Here is a 14,634-nt window from a genome sequence, read left to right as displayed (position 1 = left end):
TTCATTAATTTACGGTTTCTTCTGATCTTCTTAAAAAATTAAAATCCAATTGTTTTTTTACTAAATCGGCATTTTTAACTTTAACGTAAATTTCGTCTCCTAATTGTAACAACTTACTTGAAGTTGCTCCAACCAAAGCATATTGTTTCTCATCAAAAGTATAATAGTCTTCTTTAATGTCTCTGATTCGAACCATACCTTCGCATTTATTTTCGATAATTTCAACATAAATTCCCCATTCGGTCACACCTGAAATAACACCCAAAAATTCCTGATCTTGATGATCTTGCATGTATTTTACCTGCATGTATTTAATAGAATCTCTTTCGGCATTTGTAGCTAAACCTTCCATGGTTGAACAATGCAAACATTTAGTTTCAAACAATTCCTCATCTACTGATTTTCCTCCGTCTAGATAAAATTGCAACAAACGATGTACCATAACGTCAGGATAACGACGAATAGGCGAAGTAAAATGCGAATAATAATCAAAAGCTAATCCGTAATGTCCAATATTATCCGTAGAATATTTGGCTTTACTCATTGAACGAATTGCCAGTGTATCAATAAGATTCTGTTCTTTTTTCCCGCTTACATCTTCCATCAATTTATTCAACGATTTTGAAATATCACCCGGATTTCTAAAATCAAGTTTATAACCAAACTTAGCAATTACGGTTTGCATCGCTATTAATTTATCTTCATTTGGTTCATCGTGAATTCTGTAAACAAAAGTTTTCTTTTGTTTTCCAATGTATTCCGCCACTTTTTTATTGGCTAAAAGCATGAATTCTTCAATTAGATGATTGGCATCTTTAGCTATTTTAAAATAAACACCTTCCGGTTCACCATCGGCATCCAAATTAAATTTTACTTCTACTTTATCAAAAGAAATGGCACCATCATTCATTCTTCTTTTGCGGAAAATTTTAGCTAATTCGTCCAATTTAAGCGTTGCTGTGACAATTTCTGGAGCAACTTTATAAGAAGTACCCGTTAACGAAATTTCAGCCGGAATAACATCATCTTTCGTTTCTATTATGTATTGAGCTTCTTCATAAGCAAATCGTTGATCTGAATAGATTACTGTTCGTCCAAACCATTGATTCACCACCTGACATTTTTCGGTAATTTCAAATACTGCCGAAAACGTATATTTTTCTTCTTGTGGACGTAATGAACAGGCAAAATTTGATAAAACTTCTGGTAACATTGGTACTACCCTATCTACCAAATAAACCGAAGTCGCTCTTTGATAAGCTTCATCATCTAAGATGGTTCCTTCTTCCAGATAATGCGAAACATCGGCAATATGTATACCTATTTCGTAATTTCCATTTTCCAGTTTTTTGAAAGAAAGTGCATCATCAAAATCCTTTGCATCTTTTGGATCAATGGTAAAAGTCAAAGTATCACGCATATCGCGACGCTTGGCAATTTCAGCTTCAGATATTGAAGTATCTATTTTTTGAGCATAAGTTTCTACCTCAATTGGAAATTCGGCAGGTAAACCATATTCGGCCAAAATAGCATGAATTTCAGTATCATGTTCTCCTGGTCTTCCTAAAACTTTTGTTACTTTTCCAAAAGGACTATCGGCTCTTTTAGGCCAATCTTCGATATGAACCAATACCACATCCCCATTTTGAGCCTCTCCTAAATTATCTTTTGGAATAAAAATATCAGTATACATTTTTGGATTAGCAGTCGATACAAAAGCAAAGTTCTTTTGAATATCAATTACTCCTACAAAATCCGTTTTATGTCTTTCTAAAACTTTAATAACCTCACCTTCAGCTCGTCTTCCCTTTCTGCGATTGTAAACATAAACACTTACTTTATCTTTATCTAAAGCACGATTTAAATTATTCGTTGGTATAAAAACATCTTCTTCAAAATCTTCACAAATAAAATAAGCCGTTTTACGACTAGTCATATCTATGGTTCCCTCATAATAATCCTGACTTACCGCTTTGATTAAATATTTTCCAGGTTCGGATTCTATAATTTTCTTTTCGGCTGCAAGAATTTTCAAATCCTTTATAATTTGATTTCTGCTTTGAGTATCATCTACTTCTAATTTTGCTGCTATCTGCTTATAATTAAAGGCTTTATTAGCACTATTCGATAATATTTTTATAATTTTATCTGAGAAACTTTTCTCTTTCTTAGCAGGCTTTCTTAATCTTTTTCCCATACGTCTTTTCTTAAAAGTCGAAAATTACGAAATAGTTAACAGTTAAAAGAATATAAGAACAGTTTTAAAGAAAATATAACGCATTAGCAATCGTTTCAACTTTGTAAAAAATTAGATATGGAAACTTTTATCACCATTGCCACTTTTAATTACATTCACGAAATCGAAATCCTGAAACACCGATTAGATCAGGAAGGTCTGCAATATTACTTTGAAAACGAAATCATGTCATCCATCGCTCCAATGTATTCAACAGCATTGGGCGGAATCAAACTTAAAATTCATCCTAACGATTTTGAAACTGTAAAAGCAATTCTTCAGGAAATGAAATACAATAACAATTTAAAAATTGTTTAATCTTTTCAAAGTTGTCAACATATAATACTATTATAAAAAAGAAAATTTTAAATTAATTAAATTATTGTTTGTTATTATAGCGTGTTAATAGTCGCAATAATTTTTTTAGAAATTGTTTCTAAATGAAGTTTTACCATGTTATAAAGACTTATTAACATAGTTATATTTAGCTAAATATTTAGTTTTAAAGTCTTTTTAAAATTTAGTTAACAACCGTTGATAACCTAAAATCATTTTAAAATGTAAATAAGTAATTTTTGAAATTGTATTGATAAACTAGTTTTTTCTGTTTATAACTTTTCTAAAAATCATTCAAACTTTTTTAGGTTATTAAATTCCAATTTTGGATTAGATTTTTTTTCGATACAACCAAAAAAAACTTCTGATTTTCTATCTCAACTTATTAACAAAAGATGTTAAATTAAGGTTAACTGAAAATCAATCAATTATGAATTACTATTAACAATGTAAAAAATTAACAAATTAATTATATAATACTAATTGATTTTCAATGTTTTATAGATTATTATAAGTGTTAATAAACTCCTATCCTATTAGTTATCTGATAATTATAAAATAAAAGGAGATATAGCTTTTTACATTTTTTTAAAAAAGAAATACAAATTGTTTTGGTAAATTTGCAGAAAATTAAATAGATATAAAATGAAGATTTCAATTGGAAATGATCACGCTGGACCAGAATATAAAAAAGCAATTGTTCAATATTTAGAATCAAAAGGACATCAAGTAACCAATTACGGAACAGATACAACAGCTTCTGTTGATTATCCTGATTTTGGACATCCTGTTGCTTCAGATGTTGAAGAAGGAAAAGCCGATTACGGAATTGTAATTTGCGGAAGCGGTAATGGAATTGCCATGACTGTTAATAAACATGCAGGTGTAAGAGCAGGTTTGTGTTGGACTAAAGAAATTGCTTATTTAACACGTTTGCATAATGATGCTAATATTGTGAGTATTCCGGCGCGTTATACTTCAATTGAACAAGCAATTGAAATTGTTGATACTTTTTTAACTACAGAATTCGAAGGTGGAAGACACCAAAATAGAGTAGATAAAATTTCTTGTAAATAAAATTTTCGCGGTGCTACGCACCAAAATAAATAGTTAAGCTCGGTAATTCACCGGGCTTTTTTTATTTTCTATTAACTCAATTAATGTTAATTCAGTCAACGTACTGACTGAATTAATGTTAATTCAGTCAACGTACTGACTGAATTAACGTTTTTTAATTATATTTGTATCTAAATTATTAAAATTCAACATCATGAATTTTTTAGAACGAGGTATAGATTCAGTGTTTTCTAAAAAAGTTTTACCTAATAAAGTATTGATTTTATTGGGTGCAAGACGTGTAGGTAAAACAGCTTTCATTAAAAATTATCTTTCTGTTCTTCCAAAAGAAGATTATTTACAATTAAATGGTGAAGATATTCAAGATGCTGATTTGTTAAAAGAACGGTCAGTTGCTAATTATAAACGTCTTTTAAACAATGTAAAATTATTGGTTATTGACGAAGCACAAAATATTCCCGAAATTGGATTGATTTTGAAATTGATTGTCGATTCTATTGATGGTATAAAAGTGATAGCTACAGGATCATCGATTTTTGATTTATCTAATAAGTTAGGAGAACCTTTAGTGGGCAGAAAAAACACCATTTATTTATTTCCATTGGCTCAAATGGAATTCAATAAATATGAAAACTTTAAAGAAACCACTCAAAAATTAGAAGAACGTTTGCTTTTTGGAAGTTATCCTGAATTAGAACAATATCCAGATTGGAACGACAAAATCAATTATTTAAAAGAGATAGTAAATTCTTATTTATTAAAAGACATCTTGATTTATGAAGGCATCAAACAATCCAATAAAATATTAGATTTATTGAAATTAATTGCTTTTCAAGTGGGGCAGGAAGTGTCTTTGCAAGAGTTAGCTAAACAATTAGGAATTTCTAAAAATACGGTCGAAAGTTATTTAGATTTGCTTTCTAAAGTTTTTGTTATTTACAAAGTCCCCGGTTTCAGTAGAAATTTACGCAAAGAAATTACCAAATCTAATAGATGGTATTTTTATGACAACGGTATTCGAAATACTATTATAGCCAATTTTAGTAGATTAGATTCAAGAACAGATGTGGGCGCCTTATGGGAAAATTATCTCGCATCTGAACGAATTAAATACCAAAATTATACTCAAAAAAGTGTTACTAATTATTTTTGGCGTACGTATGACCAACAAGAATTGGATTGGTTAGAAGAAGAAAATGGTATTTTACGAGCTTACGAATTCAAATGGAATGAAAATAGAAAAGTAAAAATCCCCACTGCTTTTGCAAAAGCCTATCCAGAGGCAAATTTTGAAGTGATTAATAAAAGTAATTATTTAGATTTTATTAGTTAAAATTTTAAAATGATAGCCCAGATAAATCAATATAATTTGGATAAAAATAATAAACCAAAACTTCCATAAATAACCAATTTTATTGGTTTTGTGTCTGAATAGGAGCATGGCTAATCCTGAACCAACAGTTCCGCCAATAAATACAAAACTAAGAAGCGTTCGTTCAGAGATTCTTCTTTTTTGTTGAATAGCTAATTGCTTGTCATATCCCGTGACTAAAAAAGCAATAACATTTAGTATTAAAAAGAAATAGAATAAAGAAGTCATTTGTATCAAATTAAAATCAAAGATATTATTGTAGCTAATATAAAATATCAAAATGATTAATATTTAATTCCTCTCAATTTTTAGTTAATTATTTAGTTTACAAGTATTTAAAAAATAGTTTTTAATTTATTTAAAAATACTCTTCTATCAGGTTTCATAATCAAATTTATTTTTTTTGATTTGCAAGAAAAGGATGAATTTAAAAGAATCAATTACTAAAAGAAATACGAGAAATTTATTTGCATTTTGATGGTTTTAGATTTGATAAAAGGAACTTGAATTCTAATAATAAAACCGCTAAAGAATTAAAATTGTTTATAATAAATCAAACAAAAAACCATGATTCGAAATTTTGATGAATTACTGATTTGTATTGAAAAAGTTGAAAAAGAAATTACTAAACTAAAAGAACAACAACGTTATTTTATTTGCAATTTGAATTTCTCGAAGTCAAGGCAATTGTTTTCAAAAGCACAACTTTTGGAATTAAATATTTTAAATTATATCAATTATTACCAGAATAAAATTAAAGACAATTATTTAGAAAACAAGTTATATAAAACCAAATTAAGGTATTTAAAAATCAAACATCAGCCTAAATCTATTGCAAATGATTTGCTTTACTGTATACAGGAATTAATTATAGAATACAATGAGTTGAAGAAAATTTGTAATATAAATGAGTTAGATGATGATTTCGATTTTAAAAAAACAAGACAATATCACTTTGATAAGGTGGAGTTAATATACGTGGAATTGAAAAATGTGATATTGTTTTCAAATTCAAAAATTAATGCTAATCAAATGATATATTATAAATCATTAACAGACTACTTAAGAAGTTATTATGATAAAAGAATAAAGATTTTAAATAAAGAATTGCATTGCAAAACGGAAGAATTAATAAGAATTCAAATGGAAATAAATGTAATAAAAAACGAATTAAAGTTAATTGCTGTCAAAAATAAATTATACAATGATTAAAATGAACTAATAGAATTATGTACAATTTTCACACCAACTGTTTTAATAGATATTTACAATAAAAATGGAAGTAATTTTCAACAAAAGAAATGTGTGATTGGGTTTTAAAAAGATATATTTAGTAAAAAATAAATAATTATGAATTATTCAATTGAATTTAAAGAAGCAATAGATTTTTGTAAAGAGAATAAACTGTTTTTAGGATATGGTAATCCTAATGGAAAAATTTTAATGATTGGAAAAGAACATTATTTTAATCATTCGATTAAGGAAGATTCATCTGAATTTTATGAAGAAATACTAAAAGCTAGAGAAATAGAAAATAAAAATAATTTTACTTCTTGGGAAAATAATTTTGAAAATAATTTTGAGCCTGAATGGAATCCAAATCAAGACTTTCATTGTGATAATAGCAATGCTTATACAGCTTGGTGGAATCAGAAAAATGTACAAGACAAAAACTTTAACGGCGGTACAAGTAATACATATTTACATTATCAAAAATTATATCAAAATGTATTTTTAGGTGGACAAAAAGAAGACCGTATTAATTTTCAAAAAGAGTTTTTCAACACGGAACTAAATGATCTTCCTGCTAAAAAAGATTTTAATTTACCATAATTAAATAAATTGAAAAAAGGATTTATTTCAAGACGTCAAGAGTTATTTAATTTATCATTTTTTAAAACCTTTCCAGTTATAATAGTAGCATCAGGACACTATCCTAGTAAATATAATTTTGATATTGAAAAAATATTTGAAGTTACTTGGGATAAAAAAACAATCCCAGTAGGTAAATCTTGGTATAATTTACATTATAGTAAAGATATAAATCAAAAGAGATTGCTTATCCATACAAGACAATTAAGTACATCTGTTTCATCTGATTTAATGGAAGAATTAAGTATTGTAATTAAAGACTTTCTCAAAGATTTAAATTAATTTTGATAAATATAAATGATTAATAAATCCTTTGCGAACTTTGCGAAACACTTTGCATCTTTGCGGTAAAACAGACCAATGACTAATATAGAATTCATCTCCAAAATAGTTGCTACAGCAGCCATAAATATTAAAAATACCATTCAGTTATTACAGGAAGATTGTACCGTTCCTTTTATTTCCCGTTATAGAAAAGACACTACAGGAAATCTGGATGAAGTACAAATTGAACAAATTGCTAAACTTCAAAAAGAATACGAAGCGATTGTAAAACGCAAAGAAGCGATTTTAAAATCAATTGAAGAGCAAAACGGATTGACCCCGGAATTAGACAAAAAAATCCAACAAAGTTTCGATTTACAGGAACTCGAAGATTTTTATTTGCCGTTCAAAAAGAAGAAAAAAACGAAGGCTGATGTTGCGCGTGAAAATGGTTTGGAACCTTTGGCGAAAATCATCATGGCGCAAAACAATGACGATGTTGATTTCCTGGCAACGAAATATTTGAATGATAATGTTCAAAATGAAGATGCAGCTTTGCAAGGTGCACGCGATATTATTGCTGAATGGATTAACGAAAATATTTTTGTTAGAAAACAGTTGAGAAGACTTTTTCAACGAAAAGCAACTATTACAACCAAGGTTGTAAAAACAAAAAAAGACGAAGCAGACGCTCAAAAATTCAATCAATATTTCGATTGGTCAGAACCGTTGACAAAAGCACCTTCTCACCGATTGTTGGCGATGCTTCGTGCCGAAAATGAAGGTTTTATCAAGTTTAAAGTCGAAGTGGATATTGATGAAGCTTATGATATTATTGACGAATTGGTTTTAAAAGGGCAAAATACTACTACACCACATGTTCAATTAGCCATTGAAGACAGTTATAAAAGATTGTTGAATCCTGCTATTTCAAATGAAACTTTACAGGAAGCCAAAGCCAAGGCTGATGCCAATTCTATTCAGGTTTTTGCTAATAATTTAGGACAATTATTGTTGGCACCGCCATTGGGTGAAAAACGTATTTTAGCCATTGACCCCGGATTTAGAAGTGGTTGTAAAGTGGTTTGTCTGGATGAAAAAGGCGATTTGTTGTACAACGAAACCATTTATCCACACGCACCACAAAATGAAAGCGCGATGGCGATGAAAAAAATTCGTTCGATGGTGAATGCTTATAATATAGAAGCAATTTCAATTGGAAACGGAACGGCTTCCCGCGAAACAGAGTTCTTTATTAAGAAAATTGCTTTCGATAAACTGGTTCAGGTTTTTGTGGTTTCCGAGGCTGGAGCTTCGGTGTATTCGGCTTCTAAAATTGCCCGTGAGGAGTTTCCAAATTATGATGTGACCGTTCGTGGTTCGGTTTCTATTGGGAGAAGATTGAGCGATCCATTGGCCGAATTGGTTAAAATTGATCCGAAAGCTATTGGAGTAGGGCAGTATCAGCATGATGTGGATCAAACAAAATTGAAAGAAGAATTAGATACTACAGTTGTTCGTTGCGTGAATTCTGTTGGGGTAAATATCAATACCGCCAGTAAACATTTGTTGAGTTATGTGAGTGGAATAGGAGAGAAGCTGGCCGAAAATATTGTCAATTACCGTTCTGAAAACGGACCATTTGAAGATAGAAAACAATTGAAAAAAGTACCCCGATTGGGCGAAAAAGCCTATCAGCAAGGTGTGGCTTTTATTCGAATAAAAGACGGAAAAAATCCATTGGATAATTCGGCGGTACATCCGGAAGCTTATCCAATTGTGGAAAAAATGGCAAAAGATTTAAAGTTAAAAGTAACTGATTTGATTGGAAATAAAGAAAAAACAGCACTTATTAAAGCAGAAAATTATATTACACCCGAGATAGGTTTGCTAACTTTAAAAGACATTATTAAAGAGTTGGAAAAACCAGGATTGGATCCAAGAAAAGCTGCTAAAGTATTCGAATTTGATCCGAATGTAAAAACGATAAAAGATTTGAAAACAGGCATGATTTTGAACGGAATTGTCAATAACATTACCAATTTTGGTTGTTTTGTTGATTTGGGTATCAAAGAAAGCGGCTTAGTTCACATTTCTCAGCTTAAAGCAGGCTTTGTAAGCGATGTTAATGAAGTGGTCAAATTGCATCAACAGGTTCAGGTAAAAGTGACCGAGGTGGATGAGGACAGAAAGCGTATTCAGCTATCGATGGTTTTGTAAAATCTCAAAAATAAAAAATCCCAAAATCTAATTACTATAATCAGATTTTGGGATTTTTAATAAAAAACAAAATTTTTTATTTAGTCTCTTCTTCGCTTTTTTCTTCTTTTTTATCAGCTGGTTTTTGGTCTTCTTTTGCAGCGTTTTTGAATTCTTTAATTCCGCTTCCTAGACCTTTCATTAATTCAGGAATTTTTTTACCTCCAAAAAGTAATAAAACAACTGCCAATATAACCAGGATTTCTGTAACTCCAAATCTTCCCATGATTGAATAATTTATGCCGAAGCAAATTTGTAATAAAAACTGGCAGCAAAGATAATTAGAATAACTGAACAGGAACTCATTTTAAGGCAATTATTTAGTTTATATAACGTTAAAAATTATTTAATTTTTTTTCAATTATTTATAATGATAAGCTAATGCTGGCTAAGCACAATGATTGACATTAATTATTATATTTGTGAAATAAAGAAAAACCATGTCAGGGAAAAGATTAAAAAGAAAGAAACTTCACAGTAAATTATTCACTAAAAACCGATTGGTTATTTTGAATGAAGATACTTTTGAGGAAACTTTTTCTTTAAAACTGACTTTAATGAATGTTTTTGTGGTAGCATCATTGGGAGCTATTTTCCTGATTGCGGTAACTACTTTTATCATTGCTTTTACACCTTTGCGCGAGTTTATTCCGGGTTATTCTTCGACCCAATTGAAGAAAGACGCAGCCGAACTGGCTCTAAAATCGGATTCCTTAACTAACATTTTAAAGAAAAATCAGGCTTATATTTCATCAATACAAAAAGTATTAACGGGTAAGTTAGATTATGCTAAGTTCAATAAAGATTCCATCTTAGCATCAGCGACAGATACGATTCAAAAAGTAGATTTGTCGCCTTCAAAAGAAGAATTAGAACTGAGATCTGAGGTGGAGAAAGAAGATAAAAAAGCACAGCAAACAGTTGTAAAAAAGAAGAAATAATTAAACATTTAATTTCTTAATTGAAACCATTTATTTTCTTCAACAAATTATAATCAGCAAAACGAAATGTCAATAAAATCAATAGCGGCAAAACTATTTGCTAAAAATATTTATAAAAAAACACAGCTTTGGGCAAGGAATCCGGTAGCGGCTCAACAAGCGGTTTTTGAAAGTTTAATCAAAGACGCGCAACAAACGCAATTTGGAAAAGATCATCATTTTGACCAAATTAAAACCACCGCCGATTTTGCCAAGCAAGTTCCCATTCGTGATTACGAAGATTTAAAATCTTATGTTGAAAAAGTCGTAAAAGGAGAGAAAAATGTATTGTGGAAAGGCAAGCCATTGTATTTTGCCAAAACTTCTGGAACGACTTCGGGAGCTAAATACATTCCGCTTACCAAGGAATCTATGCCGTATCATATCGAAGCGGCCCGAAATGCAATTTTGCATTACATTCACGAAACAGGAAATGTTGATTTTGTTCATGGTAAAATGATTTTTCTACAGGGAAGTCCTATTTTAGAAGAGAAATACGGAATCAAATTTGGACGACTTTCAGGAATTGTGGCGCATTTTGTGCCGAGATATTTACAAAAAAACCGCATGCCTTCCTGGGAAACCAATTGCATGGAAGATTGGGAAGCTAAAATTGATGCAATCGTCGAAGAGACTTTTGATGAAAATATGACTGTAATTTCGGGGATTCCATCCTGGGTACAAATGTATTTTGAGAAATTACAGCAAAAAGGAGGAAAGCCTGTAGGCGAAATCTTCAAGAATTTCAATTTGTTTATTTATGGCGGTGTCAATTATGAACCGTACAGAGCTAAGTTTGAAAACTTGATAGGACGAAAAGTAGACAGTATTGAATTGTTTCCGGCTTCGGAAGGGTTTTTTGCATATCAGGATTCTCAAAAAGAAAAGGGAATGTTGTTGTTATTGAATTCTGGAATTTTCTACGAATTCATAAAATCGGATGAGTTTTACAATGAAAATCCTCGACGTTATACGATTGGTGAAGTCGAATTAGGAGTGAATTATGTATTGATTATTTCTACGAATGCGGGACTTTGGGGCTATAATATTGGCGATACCGTTCAGTTTACAAGTTTAAAACCATACAGAGTGATCGTTTCGGGTAGAATCAAACATTATATTTCCGCTTTTGGCGAGCATGTTATTGGCAAAGAAGTAGAATGTGCTTTGCAGGAAGCTATGGAAGGAACTAACATTCGGGTGAATGAGTTTACCGTGGCACCACAAATTAATCCTGCCAGCGGTTTGCCGTATCACGAATGGTTCATTGAATTTGATCCCGAAGCTTCGGGAGAACCCGATAATTTGGAGGATTTTGCGGAAGCGATAGACAACGCCATGCGCAAGCAAAATATTTACTACGACGATTTGATTGTGGGGAACATTTTGCAAAAAGTGGTGATTACTAAAGTGCCTAAAAATGGTTTTCAGGAGTACATGAAATCCATTGGGAAATTAGGAGGTCAGAATAAAATACCAAGACTTGCCAACGATAGAAAAATTGCGGATTTTTTATCTAAAAACTCATGAAAGAAGCTAAAAACATATCCAGAACCAGAGCCCAGGAATCATCGGCGGCTATTGAAAAAATGTACATTACAATGCGTCATTTGTTCAATAGAGGTTTTTATAAACCGATGGGTGTTTCGGGCGATACTTTGCGGGAAGCATTGATGACTTTACGTCCCGAAATTTATGGAAATATAGCCGACGAAAAAGTAGAATTAAAAGGACTTTTGTACGTTATCGAGCGCTTGCCGTTAGGAATTGAAGAATGTCGTTTTATCAACCTGACTTCAGATGAAGGTTATTCGAAATCGCATTTTCAAGCGATTGTTCCGCCCAAAAGAAAACGCAATTGCTACCGAATTGACGAAGAGCAAATGAATATCGAAATTACCCGTGGACGTTCGGATATTTATGATATTCTGACGCATCTGACTTTTATTTTTATCGAATCGCATAAGATAAAAGACAGGGTTTTATTGGATGATGGAGGCGAAGTTTCGCGCGATTGGCAGAAATTAGAACAGGCGGTTTTACAAAATGAAAAACTAACTTTGGTCGAAAAGGAAATTGCCATTTCACATGCTGCCAATATTTTAGGCAGAACCTTTGAAGATGTATTGGATATTTATGATGATTTTGGTTCGAATGAATTGCCGGATCGTTTTTTACATATCATTTTTTGGTTGGGAAAATTAGCTATCGAAGAAGTGGTTCACAACAATAAAAGAACCATTACTTTCAGTCCGATTCTTAGAGAACGTTTAGGGCATCATATTCATGGTGAAATATGGGCAACGAATATCAAGGAGGTTTTAAAGGAAAATCAGCTTTTAGAACGTCCTATTCACATTATTAGTGCCAATATGCACTCGGTAATGAATTCTATTTTTGCAAAAAAGGTTTTAAAAACTACTTTCAAAGGCAAATCGGATTTTGACATTTTTGAAGAATTAAGCAAACCTACTGCCAATGGATTCAGAAGTAAGGTTGTTGAAGAAGCTTTAAAGCAAGGAATGATTTCACTTCCGGAGACGGTAGGAACTAATATTGACGTTCAAATTTTTGATACCGCTAAGATTGACTGGGCTACAAGCGCTTTTCCGGAGGCTTATTTTGAAGGAGAAAAACCGGTGCTTATTGTGATGGATTATGCTTTTGGCGAACAGGCTTATGAAACGGTAGACGAGTTATTAAAACCTTATAAAAAGAATATTTTTTTAAATATTCAGTCGGTTTCAATCATGGGAAAAGCAGGAATTCTCGAAGGAGGAAAAGGAGATATCATGATTCCGAATGCGCATATCAATGAAGGAACCGCCGATAATTATTTTTTCGAAAATGAATTAACTGCCAAAATGTTTCAAGGAAATGGAATTTCGGTTTATGAGGGTGCGATGGTGACTGTTCTTGGAACTTCGTTGCAAAACAGGGATTTGTTGAAGTTTTTTCACGAATCGACCTGGGGCGTTATCGGTTTAGAAATGGAAGGTTCACATTATCAAAAAGCGATACAATCGGCTTCTAAAATCAGGAAAAGTATTCCAAAGGATGTCAAAGTACGTTATGCATATTACGCTTCAGATAATCCACTGGAAACAGGAAGTACACTGGCTTCAGGCGGATTGGGAACAACGGGGGTAAAACCTACTTATTTGATTACCATTAAAATATTAGAACAAATTTTTAATATCAATTAGATTAAATAGAGGAATAGATTGCTTCGTTCCTCGCAATGAAATAGTTATGAAAAGAATATTGATTACAGGTGCTGCGGGATTTTTAGGTTCTCATTTATGCGATCGTTTTATCAAAGAGGGTTATTTTGTTATAGGAATGGACAATCTCATTACTGGAGATTTGAAAAATATTGAGCATTTATTCAAACTGGAAAATTTTGAATTCTATCATCATGATGTTACCAAGTTTGTTCATGTTCCGGGTGAATTGGATTATATTTTGCATTTTGCCTCACCGGCAAGCCCAATCGATTATTTAAAAATTCCAATACAGACTTTGAAAGTAGGTTCTCTTGGGACACATAATCTTTTAGGATTAGCAAGAGTAAAAAAAGCCAGAATTTTGATTGCTTCTACTTCGGAAGTTTATGGAGATCCATTAGTTCATCCACAAACAGAAGATTATTATGGAAACGTAAATACCATAGGACCAAGAGGAGTTTATGATGAAGCGAAACGTTTTCAGGAATCCATAACGATGGCATACCATACTTTTCACGGCGTAGAAACCAGAATTGTCCGAATTTTTAATACTTATGGTCCAAGAATGCGTCTCAATGACGGTCGTGTAATTCCGGCGTTTATTGGCCAGGCGATTCGTGGTGAAGATTTAACCATTTTTGGTGATGGGTTGCAAACGCGTTCGTTTTGCTATGTAGACGATCAGGTGGAAGGAATTTTCCGTTTGTTACATTCGGATTATGTATATCCGGTAAACATTGGTAATCCGGACGAAATCACCATTAAAGATTTTGCCGAAGAAATCATTAAATTAACAGGAACCAATCAAAAAGTAGTTTATCATCCATTGCCAATAAATGATCCTTTGCAACGTCAACCGGATACTACCAAAGCCAAAGAATTATTGGGTTGGGAAGCTAAAGTAGGTCGCGCTGAAGGAATGAAAATTACTTATGAATATTTCAAATCTTTGTCTCCTGAAGAACTTTCTAAAGAAGAGCATAAGGATTTTGCGGATTATATTAAGTAAAA

General features: G+C 31.7%; 14 protein-coding genes. 11 read left to right on the top strand and 3 right to left on the bottom strand.

The window, feature by feature from the left end; genetic code table 11:
* Positions 1 to 4: 4 nt before the first annotated feature.
* On the bottom strand, positions 5 to 2,197 hold the full coding sequence (gene rnr / locus FDM27_RS04865; protein WP_140485415.1) for a ribonuclease R: 2,193 nt from the start codon (positions 2,195 to 2,197) through the stop codon (positions 5 to 7).
* A 117-nt stretch (positions 2,198 to 2,314) separates the two neighbouring features.
* On the opposite strand from rnr, the gene FDM27_RS04860 reads away from it, so the two are divergent.
* The 3 genes from FDM27_RS04860 to FDM27_RS04850 all read left to right on the top strand — a co-directional run bounded on the left by FDM27_RS04860 (position 2,315) and on the right by FDM27_RS04850 (position 4,982).
* Positions 2,315 to 2,554 (top strand): putative signal transducing protein, encoded by a 240-nt coding sequence (locus FDM27_RS04860; RefSeq protein WP_071184361.1) that lies wholly within the window; start codon positions 2,315 to 2,317, stop codon positions 2,552 to 2,554.
* A gap of 663 nt (positions 2,555 to 3,217) precedes the next feature.
* Positions 3,218 to 3,649 carry a ribose 5-phosphate isomerase B gene (gene rpiB, locus FDM27_RS04855; RefSeq protein ID WP_140485414.1) on the top strand — a complete coding sequence of 144 codons (432 nt, stop codon included), beginning with the start codon at positions 3,218 to 3,220 and terminating at the stop codon, positions 3,647 to 3,649.
* Positions 3,650 to 3,842: 193 nt separating this feature from the next.
* A complete protein-coding gene (locus FDM27_RS04850) occupies positions 3,843 to 4,982 on the top strand; it encodes an ATP-binding protein (protein WP_140485413.1) in 1,140 nt (379 codons plus the stop codon).
* Here the strand turns inward: FDM27_RS04850 and FDM27_RS04845 are convergent.
* Positions 4,965 to 5,249 carry a DUF1294 domain-containing protein gene (locus tag FDM27_RS04845; protein WP_140485412.1) on the bottom strand — a complete coding sequence of 95 codons (285 nt, stop codon included), beginning with the start codon at positions 5,247 to 5,249 and terminating at the stop codon, positions 4,965 to 4,967. The genes FDM27_RS04850 and FDM27_RS04845 overlap by 18 nt on opposite strands.
* A 339-nt stretch (positions 5,250 to 5,588) precedes the next feature.
* Here FDM27_RS04845 and FDM27_RS04840 point away from each other — a divergent pair, with 339 nt between their 5' ends.
* The 4 genes from FDM27_RS04840 (at position 5,589) to FDM27_RS04825 (ending at position 9,377) form a co-directional block, all read left to right on the top strand.
* The gene (locus FDM27_RS04840; protein WP_140485411.1) at positions 5,589 to 6,233 is read left to right on the top strand and encodes a hypothetical protein; all 645 of its coding nucleotides are present in this window, start codon (positions 5,589 to 5,591) and stop codon (positions 6,231 to 6,233) included.
* A gap of 138 nt (positions 6,234 to 6,371) precedes the next feature.
* Entirely contained in the window at positions 6,372 to 6,854 is a 483-nt protein-coding gene (locus FDM27_RS04835) for a hypothetical protein (protein WP_140485410.1), read from the top strand.
* Between the two features lie 9 nt (positions 6,855 to 6,863).
* Positions 6,864 to 7,175 (top strand): hypothetical protein, encoded by a 312-nt coding sequence (locus tag FDM27_RS04830; protein WP_140485409.1) that lies wholly within the window; start codon positions 6,864 to 6,866, stop codon positions 7,173 to 7,175.
* 78 nt (positions 7,176 to 7,253) lie between these two features.
* Entirely contained in the window at positions 7,254 to 9,377 is a 2,124-nt protein-coding gene (locus FDM27_RS04825; RefSeq protein WP_140485408.1) for a Tex family protein, read from the top strand.
* Positions 9,378 to 9,453: 76 nt separating this feature from the next.
* Here FDM27_RS04825 and tatA read toward each other — a convergent pair whose 3' ends face one another.
* The gene (tatA, locus tag FDM27_RS04820; RefSeq protein ID WP_071184357.1) at positions 9,454 to 9,642 is read right to left on the bottom strand and encodes a twin-arginine translocase TatA/TatE family subunit; all 189 of its coding nucleotides are present in this window, start codon (positions 9,640 to 9,642) and stop codon (positions 9,454 to 9,456) included.
* 214 nt (positions 9,643 to 9,856) lie between these two features.
* On the opposite strand from tatA, the gene FDM27_RS04815 reads away from it, so the two are divergent.
* From FDM27_RS04815 to FDM27_RS04800, 4 genes are all read left to right on the top strand, one after another.
* Entirely contained in the window at positions 9,857 to 10,357 is a 501-nt protein-coding gene (locus tag FDM27_RS04815) for a peptidase (protein WP_140485407.1), read from the top strand.
* Between the two features lie 66 nt (positions 10,358 to 10,423).
* Complete coding sequence (locus tag FDM27_RS04810) at positions 10,424 to 11,926, top strand: GH3 auxin-responsive promoter family protein (protein ID WP_140485406.1); 1,503 nt, start codon at positions 10,424 to 10,426, stop codon at positions 11,924 to 11,926.
* Entirely contained in the window at positions 11,923 to 13,602 is a 1,680-nt protein-coding gene (locus FDM27_RS04805) for a DUF6909 family protein (RefSeq protein ID WP_140485405.1), read from the top strand. Before FDM27_RS04810 ends, FDM27_RS04805 begins: the two co-directional genes overlap by 4 nt.
* A gap of 46 nt (positions 13,603 to 13,648) precedes the next feature.
* The gene (locus tag FDM27_RS04800; RefSeq protein WP_140485404.1) at positions 13,649 to 14,632 is read left to right on the top strand and encodes a UDP-glucuronic acid decarboxylase family protein; all 984 of its coding nucleotides are present in this window, start codon (positions 13,649 to 13,651) and stop codon (positions 14,630 to 14,632) included.
* The last annotated feature ends 2 nt before the right edge of the window (positions 14,633 to 14,634 follow it).

The organism is Flavobacterium sp. GSA192 (assembly GCF_006386525.1).
GTDB lineage: Bacteria > Bacteroidota > Bacteroidia > Flavobacteriales > Flavobacteriaceae > Flavobacterium > Flavobacterium commune.
The sequence above is the reverse complement of the archived record's forward strand: the minus strand, read 5'-3'. Positions and strand labels throughout refer to the sequence as shown.

Coding starts and splice junctions, on each gene's coding strand:
- rnr (WP_140485415.1), bottom strand. CDS start 2,197: ATGGGAAAAAGATTAAGAAAGCCTGCTAAGAAAGAGAAAAGTTTCTCA.
- FDM27_RS04860 (WP_071184361.1), top strand. CDS start 2,315: ATGGAAACTTTTATCACCATTGCCACTTTTAATTACATTCACGAAATC.
- rpiB (WP_140485414.1), top strand. CDS start 3,218: ATGAAGATTTCAATTGGAAATGATCACGCTGGACCAGAATATAAAAAA.
- FDM27_RS04850 (WP_140485413.1), top strand. CDS start 3,843: ATGAATTTTTTAGAACGAGGTATAGATTCAGTGTTTTCTAAAAAAGTT.
- FDM27_RS04845 (WP_140485412.1), bottom strand. CDS start 5,249: ATGACTTCTTTATTCTATTTCTTTTTAATACTAAATGTTATTGCTTTT.
- FDM27_RS04840 (WP_140485411.1), top strand. CDS start 5,589: ATGATTCGAAATTTTGATGAATTACTGATTTGTATTGAAAAAGTTGAA.
- FDM27_RS04835 (WP_140485410.1), top strand. CDS start 6,372: ATGAATTATTCAATTGAATTTAAAGAAGCAATAGATTTTTGTAAAGAG.
- FDM27_RS04825 (WP_140485408.1), top strand. CDS start 7,254: ATGACTAATATAGAATTCATCTCCAAAATAGTTGCTACAGCAGCCATA.
- tatA (WP_071184357.1), bottom strand. CDS start 9,642: ATGGGAAGATTTGGAGTTACAGAAATCCTGGTTATATTGGCAGTTGTT.
- FDM27_RS04815 (WP_140485407.1), top strand. CDS start 9,857: ATGTCAGGGAAAAGATTAAAAAGAAAGAAACTTCACAGTAAATTATTC.
- FDM27_RS04810 (WP_140485406.1), top strand. CDS start 10,424: ATGTCAATAAAATCAATAGCGGCAAAACTATTTGCTAAAAATATTTAT.
- FDM27_RS04805 (WP_140485405.1), top strand. CDS start 11,923: ATGAAAGAAGCTAAAAACATATCCAGAACCAGAGCCCAGGAATCATCG.
- FDM27_RS04800 (WP_140485404.1), top strand. CDS start 13,649: ATGAAAAGAATATTGATTACAGGTGCTGCGGGATTTTTAGGTTCTCAT.